Below are 24,126 nucleotides of genomic sequence, written 5' to 3'. Positions count from 1 at the left end.
TAAATTAACGCTCTCTAGATCTAATATAGAACTAATCTCAGTTTCCACCAAAAGCTTGATGACAGAACAAGGCCAATGCTTACCGTGGCAAGTTAAAAATAGGTATATATCACAATCTGGTGTAAATCTCCAGGCTTGCAAACTGTATAATTTTTTTTCCTTTCAATTTATTATTTTCAGCGTTTAGGTGTGCTTTAACCAACTTAACATTGCTTTTTGAATTGTTTGAATATAAGATTACTAAATCGTTTTAATATTCGCTCATATTTATTAGTTTTATGAAATATTATCTAACCAATAATCCTTTTTATGAAAAGAATATTTACCCCAATCTATTTTCTGGTTTCCTGTCTATCTATTCATACTTTAAATGCCCAGAATTTAACTGAATTCAACAAAAAACCCTTAAAACAACATGTTTATGTGCAATTGCCCATGGGGAGTATTAAAGCCAAAGGATGGTTGTTAAAACAATTGGAGCAGCAAAGAGATGGTGCAACGGGAATGGCAGAAGAGCTATACCCTGAAAAAGATAATCTGGGCAAAAATTCCGATTGGCTAGGAGGCGATGGGAATGGATGGGAGCGGGTACCATATTATGTTAAAGGTTTGGTAGCATTGGCTTATACTTTAGATGATCCTAGGCTAAAAGCAAAAGCACAAAAGTACATCGATTGGACTTTGAACAATCAACAAGCCAACGGATTATTTGGCCCGCCGAAAATGAAAGATTGGTGGCCACGCATGCCAATGATGTATGCTTTGCAAAGCTATTACGAGGCCACAAATGATAAAAGGGTAATTCCTTTTCTGTCAAAATATTTCAAATATGAACTGGCTAATCTTGATGGCGATCCGTTAAAGGAATGGGGTAAATCAAGAGCAGGCGATAATATGGAAATAGCCATTTGGCTTTACAATAAAACCGGCAATCAGGATTTATTACGACTCGTAGAAAAGTTAAAACAACAGGCATACCCTTGGATCGATATTTATAGCAACAACGGGTTTTACTTTTTTGGTGATGATTTTCAGCCAAAACATATGGTTAATGTAGCTCAAGCCTTAAAATTCCCAGTGCTTTATGCTCAACTTCAAGATCGTGCTTCTAATCTTGAAGCACTTTCCAAAGGTATAGCGCACATTATGCACGACCATGGTCAGCCAGAAGGTTTAGGTTCAGGAACTGAATTTCTGGCGGGTACAAGCAGCATAGAAGGAGTAGAAACCTGTACTGTGGTAGAATGGATGCAGAGTTTAGAAACTGCGGCAAAGGTTATTCACGATGTAAGTATTGGCGATCAGTTGGAAAAAGTGGCCTTTAATGCTTTACCTGCTCAGTTTAGCAGGGATTTTAAAAACCATTCATATTATACATTACCCAATCAGGTTCAAAGTATTCATGGTGAGCATGGCTTTAATCAAGATTATAGCTCAGGTATCGTTTCTAGTCCTTATTCAGGTTATGGATGCTGCCGCTATAATATGCATATGGGCTGGCCTTATTTTGTAAAAAGTAGTGTAGTGGCTACCCCCGAGAACGGCTTGGCAGTAATTACCTATGGCCCAATGGAAATAGAAACTGTGTTAGCCAACAATAAAAAAATAAAAATTACCGAAGAAACCAATTATCCCTTCGAAGAACAGATTAGGTTAAAAATGGGGCTTACCACTTCTACATCCTTTCCATTGATTTTAAGAATCCCAGCGTGGAGTGTAAAACCAAGTATTAAATTAAATGGAACTATATTAAAAGGAGTAAAAGCCGGTGAAATGTTTACCATATCCCGCGAATGGAAAAATCAGGATCAAATAGAACTGAATTTCCCGATGCAAATTACTACTCAGGCCCAAGTAAACAATTCCATTAGCGTAGAACGTGGTCCTATTGTGTATGCATTAGAAATTAAGGCAGCAGATAAGGTAACCAAAACACATGCGGTTGCTGGCTTTACGGATTACGAAATCCATCCGGAATCGGCATGGAACTATGGTTTAGTATTAAATAAAGGTAATTTAAGCGACGTTAATGTGGTGAGCGCTACAATGCCCGAAAATCCTTTTATTGCCGCGAATGCACCGGTTAAATTAAAGGTCCAGGCAAAAAAGATTCCGTCATGGACGCTAGGATACAACAAAGTAGCCGCTTTTGATGTGCCTTTTAGTCCAATTTCCTCAACCGAAAAGCAGGAAGAAGTTACCTTGGTACCTTATGGATCTGAAAATATACGCTTAAGCTGTTTTCCTGTAATCGGTCAGCCAAAAAAAATAAATAAGGCTTTGGCCGAAAATTTTGATCAGGGAATGGCCAATAATTGGGTTTTTTATGGAGGTGGCTGGTTTTGGAAAGATGGACAGGTTAATTCGGCATCAAACTCAGGCTCTGGTGGTTATGGTATAAATGGATCTAAATATGTGGCTAATGGGACAGATTTTAAAGATTTTACTTACCAGGCAAATGTTAAAATCAATACTGCCGGTGATGCTGGTTTAATGTTCAGGGTTTCTGACCCGGCAATTGGTGCCGATGCTTACCAAGGGTATTATGTGGGTTTGGATCAGTCTAATGGAACGGTACTGTTGGGGAAAGCTAACGGACAAAAATGGACCGTTATAAGTTCAGGAAAATATCCTGTTGAAATGAACAAAATATATACCTTAAAGATAGTGGCGAAAGGAGATAAATTTGATGTTTTTATAAACGGGTCGGCAAAATCCATTCTTTCTGCAACAGATAATCAATATCAATCTGGTAGTATAGGATTAAGAACGTATAAAGCTTTGGCTAGCTTCGATTCGGTAAAGATTAACGCTTTTTAACACCGGTTCAGGCCGGTATTGAACTTTGCGGCAAGGAATTTGTTAACTTATTATAATAAATAAAAATAAGATTATGAAATTATACAAATCAATTCCCATAATGCTCTTTGCCATTGCGCTTGCAGCTGGTTGTGTAAGCAATAAGAAATATGCAGAACTTCAGGATACCTATTCCAAGTTGAGAGAAAGGAACCAGGAGTTAAGTAATAAATACCAGGATAGCCAACGCGAGCTTAGTGGCAGCACCAGCAGGGTTAAAAGTTTAGAAGAACAGATTGCCTCAGAAAAAGCCAATGTAACTGCATTGCAGGATGCTTTGAACAAATGTTTAAATTCTAGTAGCCAGGGCAATGTTAACATTTCGAAACTGGTTGATGAAATTAACAGCTCGAATAAATACATCAAACAACTGGTAAATGCCAAAAATAAAAGTGACTCACTTAATATGGTGTTGACTAATAATTTGACACGATCATTAAGTAAAGAAGAGTTGGGAGATGTTGATGTACAGGTGCTTAAAGGCGTAGTTTATATCTCTTTAGCTGATAACATGTTGTATAAATCAGGTAGTTACGAAGTTTCCGATAAAGCGGGAGAAACTTTAAACAAAATCGCCAAAATCATTAAAGATTACGATACTTATGATGTGCTGATTGAAGGTAATACCGATAATGTGCCTATCGCTCAAACCAATATCCGAAACAACTGGGATTTAAGTGCCTTGCGTGCTTCATCAGTGGTTCAGGTATTGCAAACCAAATATGCTGTCGATCCTAAGCGGTTAACCGCAGGTGGACGTGGTGAATTTAATCCAATTGCTGATAATACAACAGCAGGAGGGAAAGCGAAAAACAGACGTACACAGATCATTATTACACCTAAATTAGATCAGTTTATGGATCTGATCGGAAAAGCGCCTGAGCAATCTCAAAAATAAAATCAGAAATAATAATCATTTTAAAGGGTTGAGATTAATTTTTCAACCCTTTTTTATTTATAAAGCTTTCTCTTTTCCCTTGTATATTTTGCTAATTTTGCACGCGCTCCAGTACAGGTTATGAGAACACGAATAAGAAAGCACCTTCGCACAGCAAAATATATTGTTTACAAAGAAACTCTAGTAGATTTTAAAGAACACGTTTGGACATTTATTGGAGCGTTTTTAGGTATTGGCATTATTGGCTTACTCCATTCTAAATACTTTACCGCCAACGATAATCTATTTCTTATCGGTTCATTTGGTGCCTCATCGGTACTTATTTATGGAATTATAAACAGCCCACTGGCACAGCCGAGGAATTTAATCGGTGGGCATGTGATTTGTGCATTGGTAGGCGTTACCGTTCATAAACTTATTCCCGGCGAAGTGTGGTTATCTTCTGCCTTGTCGGTTTCTTTATCTATTGTATTGATGCAGATTACCAAAACACTGCATCCCCCAGGTGGGGCTACCGCACTAATAGCCAATATCGGGTCTGCTAAAATCCATTCGTTAGGCTATTTGTACGTACTGTGCCCGGTTTTATCTGGCGCCAGTATTTTACTGTTAGTCGCTATAATGATAAACAACAGAACATCGCATCGCAGTTACCCTAATAATAAAAAATGGTATAGGGTTTGGCATCGCTATCGCAGGTAAAATATATCTCGATAACCATATTGATATGACGATTTTAGCCTATTATAAATGTATATTTGATTATGTCAGTAATTAATAATCTAATTACATTGCTTTTCTCTCGCTGATGTGCCATTGCGGTATTCTCTAATCTTAAATTTTAGATGAGTATTTTTTTATTCCAATCACCGAATTGTTTATGCAATGATGATTGGTCTTATCAAACTGTAATCATTTAAAGATGAGTAGAGACAAAAAGAAAGAGGCTGGTGTTAATAAAAAAGCACCGTCTGATTATCAATCAGGAAAAGGTAAGTCGGCAAAGGTCGAGATAGATCTATTTGCAAAAAAGCCAGGTAAAAATGGCAAGTAACGATCCGAAAGTTCAGGCAAAAGTTTTTTTGTACGAACTTAATAATACAAGGCACGAATATGGTTTTTCTGCAACTGAAGAATGGACTTTAGATTTGGCGACAAATAATCAGAAAAAGGACCTGGAGAATAAATATTATCCCTTATTATCCTTAACCATAGTACCAGAAAATATAATTGGAATACTCGATCTGTTGCAAGAGAAGCTTGGAACCGCAGTTACCAACATCAAGGATAACCTTAATCCCAAGAAAATTTCAAAAGAATCTGTTAATCTACTGGCTTATTGTACAGGAAGATTAAAGTATTAATCGTAAAATAGAAGAAGCTGTATCATTAGTATCGATTTGTCATCCTGAGGGTTATTTATTGTATAAAAATCAATATTAGTGACGGGAGAATTTTAGAGATTAAATCTCCTCAGATTATCGTCATTGCGAGAAGGCTTTTTCAGCCGACGAAGCAATCTTTACGGAAAGGATTACTAGCGTGAAAGGTTGCTTCGTGGTTCCTCCTCGTAATGACGACCTTTCTTTTGAATCTGTCAATGGTAGCCTGCCGAAGGCATTCTTAAACGTTTGGACAAGCTCTCCGTAGGAGTCCTTTGGACAACGCAATAAGTTCGATTGAAATAAATTTTATGACTACAGAGAATGTAAGCCTTTTAGTAGCGCTTGCTGTTTTTATTGTAGTTGCCATTTCGTAATTCTTTATATTATATATAAAGAGCCATTGCATTCATGAAAAGATTTAAAACCATCTCATTTAAATGCAAAGAAGTACTTGTCGCCGTTAATACACTAAATGAACTATAATTTTCTAATCAGATAATTATACCGATTTAACAATCAGGAAATGCTGATTTTTTTCTTTTGCTGGTTTAAATAAGTTGTAATTTGATTTAACATAATGCTTCTTGTTGCCCTAACCGCAGATTTCAAAACTTCAGAACTCACGCCTAAACGCTTAGCCCAATAATTTCGATCCGTTTCTTCGGATAATAAGATGATTTCTTCTTTAATGCTCGGGGTTTGGATGAGATTTTTCATGATTGGTATGATTAATTCAGTTAATAACACGCACAAGCTCGATTTGGTTCAATAAAAATAGTTTTTTTTATTTGTAATAACAATTTGTAAACCAGCTGTTTGAAAGAAAAAATAACATTTCAATCATAATTAAAATAAAGTCAAAATCGTTCATTCTGTTCTATTAATTCGTTTTAGTAATCATAAAAGGTATATGAAATATTAATAATTGTGCAGAAAAATAATTTTATGTATTTTTAATTATACGTAAAATGACTATAATTGTCTGTTATTTATAAAAAATATTCTGTAATGGGCGATAGGAGGAAGGGAGACGTTACTCAAATTGACTTTGAATATGGACACGGAATCATTATTGACGAAAATGGCCAGGATATTCACTTTCAATTAGATAATATATCTGATCAAATTAATATAAATTCGAAAATAATTTTTGAAATAGAATTACACAAACGTGGTTTGGTAGCGGTTAATGTTAAATTAGAAATGGAAGAAATAAGAGGTTAGTTTCACTTGCCCAAAGCAAATTAATGTTAAACATTATTATAGGTCATTTGTAGCGGGTAAGCTGAAATAAAATGTAGAACCTTTACCCAATTTGCTTTCTGCCCAAATTTTTCCATGATGTCTTTCAATTACTTCGGCACAAATATACAGGCCAACTCCAAATCCTGCAATTGTTTTAGTGTCGGGGCTCTCTACGCGGTAAAAACGGTCGAAAAGTTTGGGTATATCATTTTCCCTAATGCCTATACCTTCATCTTCCACACTAACAACTACATAATCCTTTTGTGTTTCGCACTTTATTGCAATTAAAGAGTTCTTTTTTGAGTATTTCGCTGCATTTCCAATCAGGTTAGTGATCACATTGCCGATTTTCTCCATATCGGCATTTACAATCATTTCTTCCGTACCAATCACCTGGATGAAATGACTGGGTAAAACAATTCTATTTTCTTCAGCTATGGTTTTAATCAAATGAACTAAATCAAAATTTGTTTTGTTCAATAAAATTTTGCCAGCTTCTAATAAGGATACATTTAAAAAGCCGTCGATCATTAACGACATTCTTTTTAACTGAACATTTACCTTGTCAAGTATCTGAATGGTGAAGTCGTTATCCGTTTCTTTAAATTTATGCTGTAAAAGTTGTACATAAGCACTTAACGATGTTAGTGGAGTTTTAAGTTCGTGACTTACCATACCGATAAAGTCGTTTTTTCTAATTTCGTCCTGTTTATGTTCTGTAATATCCAAAACAGCTCCGGCAATATAAACGGCTTTTCCTTGTTCGTTATAATAGGCTTTTCCTGCTGTTCTTAACCATTTGCTTTTAGCGCTTATGCCACTCAAGTTAATCTGATATTCGATGTTAAAAGCATTTCGATGGTGTAATGCACGTCTGATGCCACTGGTAAGGTGCCCGATGTCTTCCATAGATATCAATGATTTGGCTTCTTCTATACCCAACCTGTTATTTTCCAGTTCGTAAATTTGTTGTGCCCTTTCCGATAAAAGTATCTGTTTGCTTTCCAGATCGATATTCCATGAACCCATTTCTGATGCATCCATGGCTATTTTTAAAATGTCTTTAGCTTTAAGTAGTTCTTTTTTGAAATTTACCTGCTCCGTAATATCTTTAATAATCACTAAAATTCTGCTTACTTCATTTTTATCATTTTTTAACGGCTCATAAAAAGCGATGAAATAACCGTCTGAAATAGGTGTCGAGATTTTTAATTCATTGATTGTTAAGGGTTGGCCGTTTTTAAAAATATCTTTTACATGCGCTACAAGTGCTTGTTGTTTTTCGAGCTCTGGTCGTGCCTTTTCTTGTGGAATCCCGATTACTTCTTTCCTTGTCTTGCCCCAAAGTTTTAATATATTATCGTTTGCATATTCTGTAATAAGCTCCGGACCTTTTAATACGCACATGCCCAGAGGAGCCTGCTCAAAAAATCCTCTAAAACGTGCTTCACTTTCTGAAAGTTCAAATAAAATATGCTCAAGGTCATTTTCATCTAACGGAATTTCTTTTAATGAACAGATGATATATTCAACCGGGCGGTCGTTTTGTAATACCGGCGAGAATTCCAATTCCCATTTTACATTTGGCGAGTTAGAATAAATGGGATGAATAACCATCGTAGCTTTTGCTTTAAGCTCACTTACTTTCTGAACTGTTTTAATCAGAAGTACCTTTTCAGTAGCAGACAGGAGGTTTGGGATAATGTTAATATCATAGAATTTTAATTTTCCTCCAATCCGCCCAATTAAAGCTTGGTAAGCATCGTTATGTTCTACCACCACCAATATCGGTTTTACCTTAAAAATAATTATGGGGTTCTTCGAATGTTTTAACAGTGCTTTTAAGAATGGAGAGGCTAAATCTATCATAAATTTAAGTTGACACTTTTTCAAATATAATCGTTAAGCAGCTAATCACCAACCGATTTGTAAGGATGATATAATATTTATCATACAGAACGGTATAAATAGTAAGTGTGATGTTTTTCTGTCTGATTGTAAGTTGTTGTGGTTCAGTATTTAGTCCCTGGTCTGTTATCGTTAAACATTCATACATATAAGGGAGTATAAAAATGGTATATAATATTTCGTTTGCTCTTCAGTTACGAAAGAGCATTCATTCGAGATTATATTTGTAAAATCGCCAGAATGTTTTTATGCAATCGAATTGATTTTATGTTATATCAATATGAAAAAATTGTAAAGTCAAAAGTGTAAAAATCAGTAGCCTAATTATAAAGTAGGACCTTACTTGGTGTTTATGACTGATTTCTAAGACAATCTTAAACGATAATTTGTTGAAAATGATGTCTTTTTAAGTAGGAAAAAAGCTTTTATGTGTTTTTTCTTTAAAATTATTTGTCTGGTAATCAGCGCTTTGTGCTTTGTTTTTAAATTAAATGTTTGATTTAAGCGATTTAACATTTCTTGCTTAAATTTTTTTAAAAATTTATATATATTTGTTCTTACCCTTTCGAGGGTATGTTTTTCATAGGTAGATGTAGGGTCAGAACAATGTTCTGGCCCTTTTTTGTTTTAATGGATTTAGAAAAACTATTTTTGTGTTATGATGAAAAAGAAAGTGATTGTTGCGGTTACAGGTGCCAGCGGATCTATTTATGCAAAGGTTTTATTTGACCGGTTATTAACATTAAAAGATCAGGTTGAGGCAGTTGGTGTAGTGATGAGCGATAATGCAAAAGCGGTTTGGCAATTCGAACTGGGGAATCAGGATTATAACCATTTTAAAGACTTTACCTTTTATAACAAAAACGATTTTAATGCTCCTTTTGCCTCAGGGTCGGCAAAATACGATACCATGATTATTATTCCTTGTTCTATGGGAACTTTGGGTAGGGTAGCACATGGAATATCGAACGATTTGATTTCAAGGGCAGCAGACGTTGTGTTAAAAGAACGCAGGAAATTAATAGCTGTAGTAAGAGATACCCCGTTCAGTTTAATCCACATCAACAATATGAAAACCGTAACCGAAGCGGGTGGAATCATCTGTCCGGCCAATCCGTCTTTTTACAGTTTGCCTCAAACAATAGAAGAAGTTGCCGGCACTGTAATTAGCCGGGTGTTAGACCTGGCAGGTTTCGAGCAGGAAAGTTATCGGTGGCAGGAAGATTAGTTAGGAGTGTTGAGTTGTGGGTATTGAGTAAATTAATCTATTTCATAAAATTTTCCAAACTCTAAACACTGAACCCCAAACTAATCTTTTGTTAATACACTGTAATTTGTGTGCTATAGCTGCTGCAAGCTCCCAACTCCGAACAAATTTCTTATATTTGCAGCCTCAATGAAAAAGGTCGCATTTTATACATTAGGTTGTAAACTAAATTTCTCTGAAACATCAACTATTGGTCGGTTATTTACCGATGCGGGTTATGCTGTAGTAGAGTTTCAGGATCAGGCCGATGTTTATGTGATTAACACCTGCTCTGTTACGGAGCATGCCGATAAAAAATGCCGTAAAGTTGTTAAAGAAGCTTTAAAATATTCTCCTAATGCTTTTGTAACTATTGTAGGTTGCTATGCGCAGTTAAAACCACAGGAAATTGCCGAAATAGAAGGTGTTGATATGGTTTTAGGCGCTGCAGAAAAATTCAGGATAGTGGAATATATTACCGATTTAACCAAGCAACCGAAAACCCTTATTCATCAGCAAAATATAGAGAAAGTAAACCATAATTTTATTGCCTCTTATTCGATTGGCGATAGGACACGTACTTTTTTGAAAGTACAGGATGGCTGCGATTATCCTTGTACATATTGTACCATTCCTTTAGCACGCGGTGCAAGTCGTAGCGATACCATTGAAAATGTGGTGAATCGCGCAAAAATGATTGCAGATAGCGGTGTTAAAGAAATTGTTTTAACTGGTGTAAATCTTGGCGATTTCGGAATTAGAAACGGTCAGCGTGAAGATAAGTTTTTTGACCTTGTTAAAGCTTTAGATGAGGTAGAAGGAATTGAAAGAATCCGTATTTCATCTATTGAGCCAAATCTTTTGAGCAATGAGATCATTCAGTTTGTATCCACTTCGAAAAGGTTTGTTCCACATTTTCATATTCCCTTACAATCGGGTTCTGATAAAATTTTAGGTTTAATGCGCCGTCGTTACCGTAGCGATTTGTATGTAGAACGTGTTGCCAAAATTAAGGAAGTAATGCCTCATTGTTGTATTGGTGTTGATGTGATTGTTGGTTTTCCTGGTGAAACGAAAGAAGATTTCTTGGATACCTATCAATTTTTAAATCAGCTTGATATTTCTTATCTACACGTATTTACTTACTCTGAGCGCGAATTAACAGCTGCAGCCGAAATGAAAGGTGTTGTGCAGGGCAGCGAGCGTAATGAGCGCAGTAAAATGCTCCATATTTTATCTGATAAAAAACGTAGGGCTTTCTACGAATCTCAAATTGGTGCTGAAGCCGAAGTGCTTTTCGAGGCAGATCAGAAATCGGGTTACATGCATGGTTTCACCAAAAACTATGTAAAAGTACGTGCCAAATACGATCCGGTTATGGTAAATGAATTAAAAGCGGTTAAGCTTTTAGAAATTACTGCCGATGGAGAAGTAGAAGTAGCTGAACTGGAAACTATTCACACACATCATTAGTTTAGTCCCGAGTCATTGGACGGAAGTCTTGAGTCAAAATTTATATTTTCACATTCCCTCGATTAGTCATCCTGAGCGTAGTCGAAGGACCTTAAATATGGAAAATTATAAGATGGATGATGGAATTGATATCTCTTGATCAAAATACCCCCTGGGAACTACCGTAATTAGTTAAATAAACCTGGATTGGAGCGAACACGAAGTAAAGCGCAGAGCAGGACTGTACTAACCGATGAAATAAAGAACCACTCTTTTCCAAAAAAAAGATTTTTACACGCTTTTTCGGCCTTTTAACTAAGCGCTTTGGTCTTTCTCCTTTAGTCTTTAAGCTTTCCGCTTTAATCTTTCAGCTTTGGTCTTTCTTTCCTATCTTCGCAACAAATTATTTGTATGTTTCCTACCGTTTCACATTTTTTAGAATACTTATTCGGCATTAATTTACCGCTTCCATTTAATACTTTCGGTGTTTTTGTAGCGTTGGCCTTTGTTGCCGGTTACTGGGCTTTTACCAAAGAGCTTAAGCGTAAAGAGGCATTAGGCATACTCCACCCAATTAAAAAGACAATTGTGGTTGGCAAACCTGCTACCACCTCAGAGCTGATCATGAATGGCCTTTTCGGTTTTGTTATTGGTTATAAATTGGTTTATGCATTGTTAAACTATAAACTGTTTGTAAATGATGCACAGGCTATTTTAATGTCGACCAAAGGAAATATAATTGGCGGGCTGTTTTTCGCCGGTTTGTTTGCTTATTGGGATTATACCGAAAAGAATAAACACAAGCTGGATAAGCCAAAAGAAACACAGGTAACCATCCACCCATACCAAACGATGAGTAATCTGATTGTTTGGGCTGCGATCTGGGGATTTTTAGGAGCTAAATTCTTCGATAATTTAGAGTATTGGGATGATTTTGTTCAACATCCCATCGAACGGTTATTATCTTTTAGTGGTTTAACTTTTTATGGTGGTTTAATTTGCGGCGGTGCGGCTGTATTAATTATTGCTAAAAGAAATGGTATTAAACCGCTCCATATGCTTGATGTAGGCGGGCCGGGAATGATGCTGGCTTATGCAGTAGGACGTATTGGTTGCCATTTGGCCGGAGATGGCGACTGGGGCATTGTAAATAATAATCCAAAGCCATTTTCCTGGCTTCCAGATTGGCTGTGGTCTTACAAATATCCGAATAATGTAGTAGGCGAAGGAATTCCAATTCCTGGTTGTACCGGGAAGTTTTGCAACGAATTGGCACAAGGTGTTTACCCAACGCCAATTTACGAAGTAATTATATGTTTAATCCTTTTTGCCTTTTTATGGCGAATCAGAGATAAAATAAAAGCGCCTGGTTTAATGTTTGGTATTTACATGATCTTGAACGGTATTGAGCGTTTTTGCATAGAATTAATCCGTGTAAACTCTAAATACCATGTTTTTGGTTTGTCTTTTACCCAGGCAGAAATGATTTCTACTTTTCTTGTTGTTGGCGGCATCGCATTAAGTGCTTATGCTTTAAGGAACAGGAATCAACTGGCTTAATGCCCTATAAGTTCATTTATCATCCAATAAACGCCTCGTTTTACTGTTAAATAGTTATGAATTACGAATTACTGTGTACAAAAGTAATATCGATTGTAAGGCTTACAGGAAATTTTATCCGTAAAGAAGCAATGCAGTTCGATGTTCAAAAAATAGAATACAAAGGATTAAATGACATGGTTTCTTATGTTGATAAGACAGCAGAGCAGAAACTGGTTCAAAATCTCGAAAAATTAATTCCCGATGCGGGTTTCATAACCGAAGAGAAAACCATTAACCGTACAGGTAAAACCCATACCTGGATAATTGATCCCTTGGATGGTACAACCAATTTTATCCATGGCATTCCAACTTACGGTATAAGTGTGGCGCTTTATGAAGATGGATTACCTGTAATTGGTGTAGTTTACGAATTAAACAGGGGAGAAATGTTCTATTCGTATAAAGGCGGACTTGCTTTTATGAATAAGAAAGAAATTAAAGTTTCTATAAATCCTGATCTGCGTTCAAGTTTGTTGGCGACGGGTTTTCCATATTATCAGTTTGATAAACAGCCTCAGTACTTAAAATTATTGACCGAAATGATGCAGAAAAGCCACGGTGTACGTAGAATTGGTGCGGCAGCAATAGATTTGGTATATACAGCTTGTGGACGTTTCGATGCTTTTTTTGAATACAATCTGCAGCAATGGGATTTTGCAGCCGGATGCTTTATTGTGCAGCAGGCTGGAGGAGAGGTTTACGATTTCTCAGGTGGAAATGATTACTTTGAAAAAAGAGAGATTTTGGCTACCAATGGTAAACTTACTGCTGAAATGTTAACTGCGATTAAGCAGTATTTTTAAGGTGCTACCTTCGTAGATCGTCATTTTGACCGTAGTGGAGAAATCTGTAGATATTAAAATTAACTTGTAGATCTCTCCATTCCGCTGTGCTTCAGTCGAGATGACGAAACTGAACGCGCATAACAAAAAAGGTCCCGATTCTCATCGGGACCTTTTCACTATATGTACTATGAAAAATGCACAATTTTAAAGCGCTTCAGAAACAACTTCTGTAACTTCCGGCACCATTCTCTGCAATAAGTTTTGGATACCAGATTTAAGCGTAATGGTAGAAGATGGACAACCACTGCAAGAACCACGTAATTCTACTGTAACCACACCTTCATCGAATGATTTGTATGTAATTGCACCACCATCCTGTTCAACAGCTGGGCGTACGTAATCATGCAGAATCTGCTGAATTTTAATTTCGGTTTCTGTACCCTCAAAAGCAGGAGCTTCTTCGGTAGTTGCTTCTTTAATTTTTAATTCAGATTCTACAGCGCCCTTAACAAATTCTTTTAAAATAGCTTCAATATCAGCCCATTCTGCGTCATCTGTTTTGGTAATGGTAACAAAATTGCTGGCGAAAAAAACGCCAGAAACAAAGTTGAACTTAAATAACTCTTTAGCAAAAGGCGAATGTTCTGCGCTCTCTTTAGTTGCAAAATCCTCACTGCCATTTATTAACAGCTTGTTTACCATGAATTTCATGGTAGCTGGATTTGGAGTCTGTTCTGTATATACGTTAATCGTCATGTCTTAATCAATTTGAATAAACAAAATTAACAATTACTCACTAATAAAACCTTTGTAAGCTGTCTGCTTAACGTCAATTTAATTTGACTAGAAAACGCCAGTATAATTAAAAGGTGTAATCGTTCTCAATTGCACCTTAACAGCTTCAGAAACTGCTAAACCTTCAATAAACTCAGCAATGCTTGCTGCATTGATTTTTGAATTTGTTCTGGTTAATTCTTTTAGGGCTTCGTAAGGGTTAGGGTAGTTCTCTCTTCTTAAAACCGTTTGAATAGCCTCGGCAACAACTGCCCAGTTTTCGTCCAAATCGGCATGTAAAGCAGCTTCATTTAATAAAATCTTGTTTAATCCGCGTAGCGTAGAATTAATAGCAATTAAGGTATGTCCAAAAGGAACGCCTACGTTTCTTAAAACAGTAGAGTCGGTTAAGTCTCTCTGTAAGCGTGAGATTGGCAATTTAGCAGCGAAAAACTCGAACAAAGCATTGGCAATTCCTGCATTTCCTTCAGCATTTTCGAAATCGATCGGATTAACCTTATGTGGCATAGCCGATGAACCAATCTCTCCTGCTTTGATTCTCTGTTTGAAATAGTTTTTAGAAATATATGTCCAGATATCTCTGTCCAAATCTATAATAATGTTATTTATACGTTTTAAAGCATCACATTGAGCTGCAAATTGATCGTAATGTTCAATTTGTGTAGTGTGCTGTGCACGTGTTAAGCCCAAAGTCTCGTTAACAAACTGGTTAGAGAAATTAACCCAGTTTACTGTAGGGTAAGCAATATGATGTGCGTTGAAGTTTCCAGTAGCGCCACCAAATTTTGCACTATTAGGGATGTTTTTTAAACTTTCTACCTGAATAGCCAAGCGTTCGGCAAAAACCAAAAACTCTTTGCCTAATTTGGTAGGAGAGGCCGGCTGGCCATGTGTATGTGCCAACATCGGAATATCTTTCCACTCTGTAGCCAAGGCATTTATCTTTTCGATCAGTGTATTAATTGCCGGATAATAACTTTCATTCAATGCTAATTTAATAGAATAAGGAATGGCAGTATTATTAATGTCCTGAGAGGTTAACCCGAAGTGGATAAACTCTTTATAGTGCTGAAGTGATAGCGCATCGAATTTACTTTTGATAAAATATTCGACAGCTTTAACATCGTGGTTGGTTACTTTTTCAGTTTCCTTAATTTCTAAGGCATCAACTTCTGAGAAGTTTTCGTGGATTTTGCGCAATTGGGCATAAAGATTTTTATCAAAATTTTCTAAGCCAGGCAGGTTGATTTCGCAAAGTGCGATAAAATATTCGATTTCTACAAAAACACGGTATTTGATTAAGGCTTCTTCAGAAAAGTAAGCAGCTAAACTTTCGGTTGTTTTTCTGTAACGGCCATCAACTGGTGAAATAGCTTGTAGTGATGTTAAATTCATTATGCGGATTATATTTTTGCCGCAAATTTACTACAATTGATGGATTTTAAGGTCTTGATTCCTAGAAATTAATATAAAATAAAAAAGGCCTTAGAATTTCCAAGGCTTTTTGGAGTAATAGCTAAAACTATTTTTTAGTTGTGTCTTTTACTGTAGTGTCTTTAACGGTTGTATCTTTTACAGTAGTATCTACAACTGTAGAATCAACTTTAGATGAATTAGTTGCGCCATCTTTTTTTTCTGATTTACAAGCAACAACGGATAGGGATAAAGCTAGAGCTAAGAAGCCCATTTTGAATGCATTTTTCATTTTTTTTTAATTTGTTTGGTTTTGAAAATTAATTAATTACTAATTTATACAAAAAAGACAAGAATTAATCCTGTTTTCTTAAATAAAAAAGGTCGCGATATGAAAACGCGACCTTTTTTATGTTATTTAGTAAAAATAATTAGTGTTTTACTTCTTCTTTTGTAGTAGTAGCTTTAACTGTAGTGTCTTTTACAGTAGAATCTTTAACTGTAGTATCAATAGCAGTAGTATCAGTAATAATAGTTGATGAATCTGTAACTGTTGTGTCAGCACCATCAGCTTTTTTACCTGATTCGCCGCAAGCAGCAACTGTTAAAGATAGAGCTAGGGCTAAAAAGCCTAATTTGAATGCATTTTTCATTTTGATATCTGTTTTAGGGTTACTATATACTGTTAATGCCTAAAATGATAAAAGGTAACCCGTTTTTCTGATAAAATAAAAAAGCCTTTAGAAAATGAATTTCCAAAGGCTTTTCTTATAAGTAAGTTAGACTAGTGTTTAACTTCAGTTTTTTCTGTAGTAGTTTTTACAGTAGTATCTTTTACTGTAGAATCTTTAACTGTAGTATCTTTTGCAGTAGTATCAGTAACGATAGTTGAAGAATCTGTAGCTGTTGTATCAGTACCTTCTGCTTTTTTTTCTGAGTTACAAGCAACAACTGATAAAGATAAAGCTAAAGCTAAAAAGCCTAATTTGAATGCATTTTTCATTTTTGAGTATTTTTAAGTAATTAATTAATTTACCTGTTAATACCACTTATTTAAAAAGGTAACCCAAAAAAATAAAAAAAAAGTAAAAAAAATAAAAAGGCTCCCGATTTTACATCAGGAGCCTTTTTTATGAGTAAAGTTAGACTAGTGTTTAACTTCTTCTGTAGTTGTAGTAGTTTTTACAGTTGTATCTTTTACTGTAGAATCTTTAACTGTAGTATCTTTTGCAGTAGTATCAGTAACGATAGTAGAAGAATCAGTTAAAGTAGTATCAGTACCTTCAGCTTTTTTTTCTGAGTTACAAGCAACAACTGATAAAGATAAAGCTAAAGCTAAAAAGCCTAATTTGAATGCATTTTTCATTTTTGAATTTTTTTAAGTAATTAATTTCTTATTAATGCCGCAAAGGTAAAAAGGTAACCCGATAATTTACAAAAAAGTTAAAATATTTTTTTTTGAGGTTTGGGTTACCGTTTGCTTTAAGTTTGTATTAAGCAATTATAGTAGCTATAAATATTTTTTTGTCTAATATTGGGTTACTATTTATAGAAAAATGTATTAACTAGTGAATAACAGTTTAAAGAGTTCAGTTCCAACAGATAGAGAGGTTATTTTAGGTATTCTAAATAACTCAGAAGATACACTTAACAAGTTATACAAGGCTTATTATGCAATGGTTTTGCAATTTATCCTGAATAATAACGGTGATGAAGATGATGCAAAAGATGTTTATCAGGAAGGTATAATAATTTTATATAACAAAATTAAGGAAGGCAATTTTGAGCTGAGCAGCAAACTCAAAACCTACATTTATTCGGTATGTCGGCGTATTTGGCTAAAAAAACTTAGCCTAAACAGTAAAAAAGCCGGTAATATTACTGATTATGAAGATGTATTTGCTGTTGAGGAAGATGTAGAGCATCATGAAGAAAAGGATGCTGCTTTTGTAAAAATGCAATCGGCGCTCGATCATCTGGGCGAACCTTGTAAAACCATTATTCAGGATTTTTATATCCACAATTTATCCATGCAGGATATCTGCGAAAAGTTTGGTTATACCAATACCGATAATGCAAAAACGCAGAAATATAAATGCCTGCAAAGGTTAAAGAAAATATTTTTTCAACCATAATTTGAAATGAGAAACGATTTGGAGTTAGATGCAATTATTGAAGATTACCTTTTAGGTAAACTTAATGCACAGGAAACTGAAGCTTTTGAACAGTTACGTCGTAATGATGCCACAGTAGACCATAAAGTAGTTTCGCATAAGTTCTTTTTAGAATCTATGGGAACATTTGCTGAGCAGTTGCGCTTAAAAGAACAGTTAAATCATATTCATTCAGAAATTGATGTGGAGGGTTTGGCTTCTACACTTAGGCCTCATCCGTCACGTGTGGTTCAATTGTGGCGCAAACATAAATCTGCAATTGCAGTTGCAGCATCTTTCGTTGTACTCTCTCTGGTTTCTATTTACTCTATTCAGCATAATACTCAACAGGCAGAACGTTACAGGCAGTTAAGCAACCAGGTAAATAATGCTATTAAAACACAAAATAGCTTAATCAGAAATATTAAGCATAATAATACAACTTCTGGTAAGCCAAATGCTCAGAATAGTTTTGGTGGTACTGGTTTTGCCATTTCTACAAATGGTTACATTTTAACCAACCTGCATATTATTAATGGCGCTGATTCTTTATATGTGCAAAACAGTAGAGGAGAATCGTTCAAGGTAAAGTCAGTTTACACAGATCCTCAAAACGATATTGCAATTCTTAAAATAAACGATAAACACTTCAGTAACTTGTCATCTATTCCATACACCATTAAAAGGAATACAAGCAACATTGGTGAAATTGTATATACCTTAGGTTATCCAAAAGATGATGCTGTGCTTGGAGAAGGTTACGTGAGTTCTAAAAATGGTTTTATTGGTGATACCACTCAGTATCAGGTGGCCATTTCAGTTAATCCGGGTAATAGCGGTGGTCCTGTTCTAGATAATAACGGAAATTTGGTAGGTATTATTAGTGGTAAGCCTGATCAGACTGAAGGTGCAGCTTTTGCCATTAAATCAAAATATATTTTAGAGGCAATGAGGGCCATTCCTCAGGATTCACTAGGTGTAAATAAACTTTCTGCCAACAAGAAGAGCTTGCTGTCTGGTTTAAAACGCACCAAACAAATCGAAAAAATACAGGATTATGTATTTATGATAAAAGCATACTAACGCAATACCCCAAACAAATTAATATTCTTAAACCCTGAAGATTGATTCTTCAGGGTTTTTTATTGGAATTGTAATTTGGAGGTCTTAAAATAATATTAAATCTATGTATTTAGTATAGTATTGTTTAGATTTGTTTTAGTCAAAATTAAATTAATAATATCATGAGTATAAGATTAGGCGATACCGCACCGAATTTCAAAGCCAACACATCCATTGGCGAAATAGATTTTTACGATTATTTAGGCGACAGCTGGGGAGTATTGTTTTCTCACCCTGCCGATTATACCCCTGTTTGTACCACAGAACTGGGTAGAACTGCAGCTTTAAAAGGTGAATTTGAAAAAAGAAACGTTAAGGTTTTGGCCTTAAGCGTTGATTCTGCCGAGTCGCATAAAGGATGGATTAATGATATTAACGAAACTCAAAATACTTCTGTCGAATTTCCGATTATTGCAGATCCGGACAAAACAGTGGCAAATCTCTATGATATGATCCACCCGAATGCTTCAGAAACTTTAACGGTTCGCTCGTTGTTCGTAATCAGTCCTGATAAAAAGGTGAAATTAATCATTACTTATCCAGCATCAACAGGAAGAAATTTTAATGAAGTGTTACGTGTGATTGATTCTTTACAGCTTACGGCCAATTATAGTGTGGCTACGCCTGCCGATTGGAAAGATGGAGAAGATGTAATTGTGGTAAACAGCATTAAAACGGAAGATATTCCAGCTAAATTTCCTAAAGGACACCAAGTAATTAAACCATATTTACGTACTACACCTCAACCAAATAAATAATCCAAAAATTTTATTTAATAACGCAACATTCTTGTTGAATGGTCAGAAATGGCTTGCATTACATTCATAATTTATTATATTTGGTAGTTTTGTTTCAATATTAACGCTTAAGCTGGTTGTTTTATTCGTATTAATACTCAATTGGTTAAATGAAATGCTGATCAAGGCGTAAAAGGTTTAATTATTTTATACAATTTTTTATTTTTTTATGGCAACCGGAAAAGTTAAATGGTTTAACACTCAAAAAGGCTTTGGATTTATTGTACAAGAAGACAATAAGGACTTATTTGTACATTTTAAAGATGTTTTAGGTGGAATCGAAAGCTTGAAAGAAAACGATACAGTAGAATTTGAAGTAGCTGAAGGCAGAAAAGGTTTACAGGCAGTAAATGTTAAGAAAGTTTAAGCAATAATATAAAGATTACTTCTTCATCACCACAAAAAGCCTTTCTATTGAGTGGCTTTTTGTGCTATATAGCTTTGTCATTTTGAACGAAATCGTCATCTCGACTGAAGCATAGCGGAACGGAGAGATCTATTAAGTCGTTACTCTATTATAGATTTCTCCTCCAAAGGAGTTCCTTTAGAACACTGCAGTCGAAATGACGATCTCACGATGAGGAGTATATCGTGTAAGTAAAAGTAGTAATTCATAGGTTGCAAATTCTTCGCTACGCTCAGAATGACAACCTAATAATACTGTATAATTGATGCTTTAACAACGATGTTTTCTCCATTGCCCACCTTGGTGAAAATTAAAAACTGATTTTGATCTGCTTTTATTTTATATTTCTTAACTAAATCTTCAGGCTTTGCCGGATAGTTCCGTACAATCACATTTCCCCTTAAATTTTCTTGTTTCTTAAGTGCCGCGGTAGTAAGTACAACTTCAATTTTAAATATCCTGCCTGGGAAATCTTCATTTACAATAGCCGAACTAAACAGCTGTGTTTGAGGATGTAGTTTTAAAAGATTGTAAGTTGTGCCAATTAAATTAAAAGCGCCCGATTTTAGTAAAGCAGCATCTGGTTCGTACAAGTAATCACCAGTGTTTAAATCGTCAATAAACTGAATTGAACCATTTGAAGCTGATCTGTAAAAGGAAAAATCTTTCTCAATCCCGTTATTTAGGGTTACAGCTATAATTTTCGTATCACCATTGTAATCTTTATCGATAATCCATAAGAGTTCTTTGCACTCATTTTTTAAACTCACAATATGAATCTCGCTAACTTGTTTCAATTCTGATAATCCTGCTGAAATATCGAGTAAAGGAGCAGTTTTGACGATTATCCTCGAAGATTTTTCTAATAAGGCATCCAGATTACTTGCAATGTCGGGTGTACAGTCTTTTAGCATAAAAACTTTGCCCTTTTCGGCCCTTCGGGCAGGATCTACATAAATCGTATCAAATGATGCATCACTAGTCTGGAGGTAAGCAATTCCGTCTTCTGCTTTAAATTCGATATTTGCTATATGTAAAGCCTGCGCATTATGTTTAGCTATTGCAGATAGTTCAGGGTTAATTTCGCAATGTGTAACCGCTTTTACCTTTTTAGAAAAGTAATAGCTGTCTATCCCGAAACCTCCGGTAATATCAATTAAAGTATTGCCTTTAGCTAGTTTAGATTTGTATTTAGCAGTAATTTCAGAAGAAGTTTGTTCGATGGATAATACAGGAGGGTAGTAAATACCTTGAGTGTTAAACCAGGTGGGTAATTTTTTTTCTGATTTTTTTTTTGCGGTAATTTGTGTGGCCAGTTCGGCTGCAGTAATACCCTCGAACGGACTTTTTGCTAAAGCAATCTGATTTACATCTGCATTTAAATTTGTGCTGATATAGTCTTGTACGGCTTTGGCTAAAAGTTTATTGTTCATTGTTTAAATTCAGGTACTTGTTATAAGGGTAGGCGCTATTGTCAGTCTGAGCCTGTCGAAGACCTGCAGGTAATCTCAAATAAATAAGATACTTGTCCTTCGACAAGCTCAGGATGACAATGTTTTTTAAGTTAATGATATTATAAGTTTTAGACCCTATTCTTCATCACCATCTGGCAGGTATGACGGCTCTTCACTTCCAATAAAATATCTTTATCAACTGTTACACGGTCTATTGTTTGCTGGTTATAATAGCGGATGGTTACCAGTTCCAGGCCCTTGTTGTATTTTACTGTAAATTCTTGAGAAAGGTCTTTGATCAGTTTTTCAATTTGAGTAGGATGATCATCAACGCTTACCGAAAAGCTGATAGCAGAATTGAGCATGGTATTGATTTTGATCCGGTGTGTATGGAAAAGCTCAAAAATATTGCTCAGGTTTTCTTCGATAATAAAAGAATAATCTTTTGGGAAAATAGAAATCAACGCCTGGTTAACCTTAAAGATAAAAGAGGGGATAGGCAATGGGTTATTTTCTTTGGTAATTGCTGTTCCTGAGCCTTCTGGTTGGATAAATGACCTTACAAAAAGCGGAATCCCTTTATTTTGAAGTGGTTTTATTGTTTTTGGATGGATTACCGTTGCGCCATAATAAGTAAGCTCTATCGCATCGTGATAAGAAAGCTGGGCAATTTTTTCTGTTTCGTCAAACCATTTCGGATCTGCATTTAATACCCCGGGAACATCCTTCCAGATGGTTAGTGCAGCAGCATCTAAGCAGGAAGCAAATATGGCTGCCGAATAATCAGAACCTTCCCTGCCTAAAGTTGTGGTGTAGTTTTCGCTGGTGCCGCCAATAAATCCTTGTGTGACAATAATGTTGTCGGTTAAGAGTGGTAATAAGTCTTTTTGTATAATCTGATTGGTTTTTGCCCAATCTACTTTTCCTTCGCGGTAGGTATTGTCAGTCTGGATATAATTCCGTGCATCAGCCCAAAGGGCTTTATTACCTGTTTCGTTTAACCAGGCTGCCACAATTTTTGTAGAAACCACTTCGCCGATAGATACAATCTGGTCGTAAATGTAATCAGCGTTGTTATCCGGTTCATCTTCAATCAGCCAGTCAATTTCAACAAATGTGTTAGCCACATCATCATAAACAGGATTGGCTTTGCCTTGAAACAGCTCATCTATAATACTGAAATGGAAATGTTTAATCTCATCAAAAATTGCATGCGCTTCGTCACTTTGTGATAAGAATGCCTGCGTTAACTTTTCCAGTTTATCAGTAATCTTACCCATCGCCGAAATCACAATCAGTAAATTTCCTTTTTTGTAATCGCGGACAATATTGGCCAGATTTTTCACTCCATCTGCATCTTTTACCGAGGCACCACCAAACTTAAAAATATCCATATTAAAATGCCTTGATTTGTTCTTTAGAGAAAGCTGCGTTTAACCAGCCACTTTCTAAATGTGCCTTATATTTATTGTAGAAGTTTATTGCCGGCTCGTTCCAGTCTAATACTTGCCAAACCATGCCGCTATAATTACCGTTTTTAGCCTCTTCTATCACTTTTTCGAATAATACTTTACCCAGACCTTTTCCTCTAAATTCTTCTGTTACGATAAAATCTTCGAGATATAACCTGCATCCTTTCCATGTAGAGTAACGTGTATAGTATAATGCGAAGCCCACAATTATATTATTTACTTCGGCTACGTAAGCTTTCCATACTGGGGCTTTGCCAAAACCAGCATCGATAAAGTGATCTAAAGTAACCGTTACTTCTTCAGGGGCACGCTCATAAATGGCGAGCTCATTAATTAATTCCAATATTCTTGGACAATCTTCTGCAGTCGCAAATCTGATGTTAAAATCCATATTAGTTGGTCGTAATATCGTTTTTGAAATGTTTGATTACCCTTTTTCCGAAAATACTGCTACCAATGCGTACCATTGTACTGCCTTCTTCAATTGCAATTTTATAATCTGCACTCATTCCGGTCGATATTTCTTTAAAAGCATCGTCTTTACGGAAAAAACTCACTTTAATGCCATCAAAAAATACTTTTAGTTCGTGAAATTCGGTCGTAATCTGTTTTTCGTTCTTGGTATTGGTGGCGATGCCCATTAAGCCCACAATACGGATATTTTTCAATTCGGCTAAGTCTTCGGCACGTAGCAATTCGATTACTTCATCAAAACCAAGTCCGAATTTAGTGTCTTCATCTGCAATGTAAACCTGTAATAAGCAATCAATTACGCGTTTGTTTTTTGCCGCTTGTTTATTGATTTCCTGTAGCAGTTTCAAACTGTCTACCCCATGAATAAGTTTTACAAAAGGGGCAATGTATTTTACCTTATTACTTTGTAAATGGCCAATAAGGTGCCATTCGATATCGTTTGGAAGTTGTGCCTGTTTATCTACCATTTCTTGTACATGGTTTTCTCCAAAAATGCGCTGTCCGGCGTTGTAGGCTTCTAAAATTGATTCTACTGGTTGTGTTTTTGAAACGGCAATTAGTTTTACCCCGCCTGATTCAACTTCGCTTTTATATTGTTTAAGATTATCAGCTATGCTCATTTATAACTATTTTTGGTAAAATTAATAACCTTGCCGCAAT

At 35.6% G+C, this 24,126-nt stretch carries 26 protein-coding genes; 14 read left to right on the top strand and 12 right to left on the bottom strand.

Translation table 11 applies throughout. The features are described 5' to 3' along the window. Positions 1–309 precede the first annotated feature (309 nt). The 5 genes from J7E57_RS11215 to J7E57_RS11200 all read left to right on the top strand — a co-directional run bounded on the left by J7E57_RS11215 (position 310) and on the right by J7E57_RS11200 (position 5,121). The gene (locus J7E57_RS11215; protein ID WP_215128019.1) at positions 310–2,820 is read left to right on the top strand and encodes a beta-L-arabinofuranosidase domain-containing protein; all 2,511 of its coding nucleotides are present in this window, start codon (positions 310–312) and stop codon (positions 2,818–2,820) included. 73 nt (positions 2,821–2,893) lie between these two features. Continuing rightward, positions 2,894–3,757, top strand: a complete 864-nt coding sequence (locus J7E57_RS11210; protein ID WP_215128017.1) for an OmpA family protein — start codon at positions 2,894–2,896, stop codon at positions 3,755–3,757. A 120-nt stretch (positions 3,758–3,877) separates the two neighbouring features. Further along, positions 3,878–4,459: an HPP family protein gene (locus tag J7E57_RS11205; protein ID WP_215128015.1), complete on the top strand. Its 582-nt coding sequence runs from the start codon at positions 3,878–3,880 to the stop codon at positions 4,457–4,459. 220 nt (positions 4,460–4,679) lie between these two features. Beyond that, the gene (locus J7E57_RS27260) at positions 4,680–4,811 is read left to right on the top strand and encodes a hypothetical protein (RefSeq protein WP_262897887.1); all 132 of its coding nucleotides are present in this window, start codon (positions 4,680–4,682) and stop codon (positions 4,809–4,811) included. Then, positions 4,801–5,121 (top strand): hypothetical protein, encoded by a 321-nt coding sequence (locus J7E57_RS11200; protein WP_029276354.1) that lies wholly within the window; start codon positions 4,801–4,803, stop codon positions 5,119–5,121. The genes J7E57_RS27260 and J7E57_RS11200 overlap by 11 nt, the downstream gene beginning before the upstream one ends. A 537-nt stretch (positions 5,122–5,658) precedes the next feature. Here J7E57_RS11200 and J7E57_RS11195 read toward each other — a convergent pair. Then, positions 5,659–5,859 (bottom strand): DUF3606 domain-containing protein, encoded by a 201-nt coding sequence (locus J7E57_RS11195; protein WP_215128013.1) that lies wholly within the window; start codon positions 5,857–5,859, stop codon positions 5,659–5,661. 261 nt (positions 5,860–6,120) lie between these two features. Here J7E57_RS11195 and J7E57_RS11190 point away from each other — a divergent pair, with 261 nt between their 5' ends. Beyond that, on the top strand, positions 6,121–6,366 hold the full coding sequence (locus J7E57_RS11190; protein WP_215128011.1) for a hypothetical protein: 246 nt from the start codon (positions 6,121–6,123) through the stop codon (positions 6,364–6,366). A 36-nt stretch (positions 6,367–6,402) separates the two neighbouring features. On the opposite strand, the gene J7E57_RS11185 is transcribed toward J7E57_RS11190, so the two are convergent. Further along, a complete protein-coding gene (locus J7E57_RS11185) occupies positions 6,403–8,256 on the bottom strand; it encodes an ATP-binding protein (protein ID WP_215128009.1) in 1,854 nt (617 codons plus the stop codon). A gap of 697 nt (positions 8,257–8,953) precedes the next feature. Here J7E57_RS11185 and J7E57_RS11180 point away from each other — a divergent pair. The 4 genes from J7E57_RS11180 (at position 8,954) to J7E57_RS11165 (ending at position 13,398) form a co-directional block, all read left to right on the top strand. Beyond that, on the top strand, positions 8,954–9,523 hold the full coding sequence (locus tag J7E57_RS11180; RefSeq protein ID WP_215128007.1) for a UbiX family flavin prenyltransferase: 570 nt from the start codon (positions 8,954–8,956) through the stop codon (positions 9,521–9,523). Between the two features lie 168 nt (positions 9,524–9,691). Further along, entirely contained in the window at positions 9,692–11,014 is a 1,323-nt protein-coding gene (mtaB, locus tag J7E57_RS11175) for a tRNA (N(6)-L-threonylcarbamoyladenosine(37)-C(2))-methylthiotransferase MtaB (RefSeq protein WP_215128004.1), read from the top strand. Between the two features lie 390 nt (positions 11,015–11,404). Next, on the top strand, positions 11,405–12,553 hold the full coding sequence (locus J7E57_RS11170) for a prolipoprotein diacylglyceryl transferase (protein WP_215128002.1): 1,149 nt from the start codon (positions 11,405–11,407) through the stop codon (positions 12,551–12,553). Between the two features lie 56 nt (positions 12,554–12,609). Then, a complete protein-coding gene (locus J7E57_RS11165) occupies positions 12,610–13,398 on the top strand; it encodes an inositol monophosphatase family protein (RefSeq protein WP_215128000.1) in 789 nt (262 codons plus the stop codon). A gap of 186 nt (positions 13,399–13,584) precedes the next feature. On the opposite strand, the gene J7E57_RS11160 is transcribed toward J7E57_RS11165, so the two are convergent. The 6 genes from J7E57_RS11160 to J7E57_RS11135 all read right to left on the bottom strand — a co-directional run bounded on the left by J7E57_RS11160 (position 13,585) and on the right by J7E57_RS11135 (position 16,954). Beyond that, entirely contained in the window at positions 13,585–14,136 is a 552-nt protein-coding gene (locus J7E57_RS11160) for a NifU family protein (protein WP_057934267.1), read from the bottom strand. Between the two features lie 87 nt (positions 14,137–14,223). Further along, positions 14,224–15,570 (bottom strand): adenylosuccinate lyase, encoded by a 1,347-nt coding sequence (gene purB, locus J7E57_RS11155; protein ID WP_215127998.1) that lies wholly within the window; start codon positions 15,568–15,570, stop codon positions 14,224–14,226. Between the two features lie 127 nt (positions 15,571–15,697). Continuing rightward, complete coding sequence (locus tag J7E57_RS11150; protein ID WP_215127996.1) at positions 15,698–15,880, bottom strand: hypothetical protein; 183 nt, start codon at positions 15,878–15,880, stop codon at positions 15,698–15,700. A gap of 139 nt (positions 15,881–16,019) precedes the next feature. Continuing rightward, positions 16,020–16,241: a hypothetical protein gene (locus tag J7E57_RS11145; RefSeq protein WP_215127993.1), complete on the bottom strand. Its 222-nt coding sequence runs from the start codon at positions 16,239–16,241 to the stop codon at positions 16,020–16,022. A 131-nt stretch (positions 16,242–16,372) separates the two neighbouring features. Further along, positions 16,373–16,591, bottom strand: a complete 219-nt coding sequence (locus J7E57_RS11140) for a hypothetical protein (RefSeq protein WP_057934271.1) — start codon at positions 16,589–16,591, stop codon at positions 16,373–16,375. A gap of 144 nt (positions 16,592–16,735) precedes the next feature. Next, on the bottom strand, positions 16,736–16,954 hold the full coding sequence (locus J7E57_RS11135; protein WP_215127991.1) for a hypothetical protein: 219 nt from the start codon (positions 16,952–16,954) through the stop codon (positions 16,736–16,738). A 202-nt stretch (positions 16,955–17,156) separates the two neighbouring features. Between J7E57_RS11135 and J7E57_RS11130 the strand changes: the two genes are divergently transcribed. The 4 genes from J7E57_RS11130 (at position 17,157) to J7E57_RS11115 (ending at position 20,027) form a co-directional block, all read left to right on the top strand. After that, positions 17,157–17,723, top strand: coding sequence for an RNA polymerase sigma factor (locus J7E57_RS11130; protein WP_215127989.1), 567 nt, complete (start codon positions 17,157–17,159; stop codon positions 17,721–17,723). 6 nt (positions 17,724–17,729) lie between these two features. Further along, the gene (locus J7E57_RS11125; RefSeq protein WP_215127987.1) at positions 17,730–18,824 is read left to right on the top strand and encodes a S1C family serine protease; all 1,095 of its coding nucleotides are present in this window, start codon (positions 17,730–17,732) and stop codon (positions 18,822–18,824) included. 161 nt (positions 18,825–18,985) lie between these two features. After that, positions 18,986–19,621, top strand: coding sequence for a peroxiredoxin (locus tag J7E57_RS11120; protein ID WP_215127985.1), 636 nt, complete (start codon positions 18,986–18,988; stop codon positions 19,619–19,621). Positions 19,622–19,829: 208 nt separating this feature from the next. Further along, entirely contained in the window at positions 19,830–20,027 is a 198-nt protein-coding gene (locus tag J7E57_RS11115) for a cold-shock protein (protein WP_029276380.1), read from the top strand. A gap of 284 nt (positions 20,028–20,311) precedes the next feature. On the opposite strand, the gene J7E57_RS11110 is transcribed toward J7E57_RS11115, so the two are convergent. The 4 genes from J7E57_RS11110 to J7E57_RS11095 all read right to left on the bottom strand — a co-directional run bounded on the left by J7E57_RS11110 (position 20,312) and on the right by J7E57_RS11095 (position 24,086). Next, complete coding sequence (locus J7E57_RS11110) at positions 20,312–21,499, bottom strand: class I SAM-dependent methyltransferase (RefSeq protein ID WP_215127983.1); 1,188 nt, start codon at positions 21,497–21,499, stop codon at positions 20,312–20,314. Positions 21,500–21,648: 149 nt separating this feature from the next. Continuing rightward, positions 21,649–22,914 (bottom strand): aspartate kinase, encoded by a 1,266-nt coding sequence (locus tag J7E57_RS11105; RefSeq protein ID WP_215127981.1) that lies wholly within the window; start codon positions 22,912–22,914, stop codon positions 21,649–21,651. 1 nt (position 22,915) lies between these two features. After that, the gene (locus J7E57_RS11100; protein WP_215127978.1) at positions 22,916–23,383 is read right to left on the bottom strand and encodes a GNAT family N-acetyltransferase; all 468 of its coding nucleotides are present in this window, start codon (positions 23,381–23,383) and stop codon (positions 22,916–22,918) included. Between the two features lies 1 nt (position 23,384). Beyond that, on the bottom strand, positions 23,385–24,086 hold the full coding sequence (locus J7E57_RS11095; RefSeq protein WP_215127976.1) for a YggS family pyridoxal phosphate-dependent enzyme: 702 nt from the start codon (positions 24,084–24,086) through the stop codon (positions 23,385–23,387). Between the last annotated feature and the right edge of the window lie 40 nt (positions 24,087–24,126).

It is taken from the genome of Pedobacter sp. ISL-64 (assembly GCF_018613605.1).
Classification (GTDB): Bacteria; Bacteroidota; Bacteroidia; order Sphingobacteriales; family Sphingobacteriaceae; genus Pedobacter.
The sequence above is the reverse complement of the archived record's forward strand: the minus strand, read 5'-3'. Positions and strand labels throughout refer to the sequence as shown.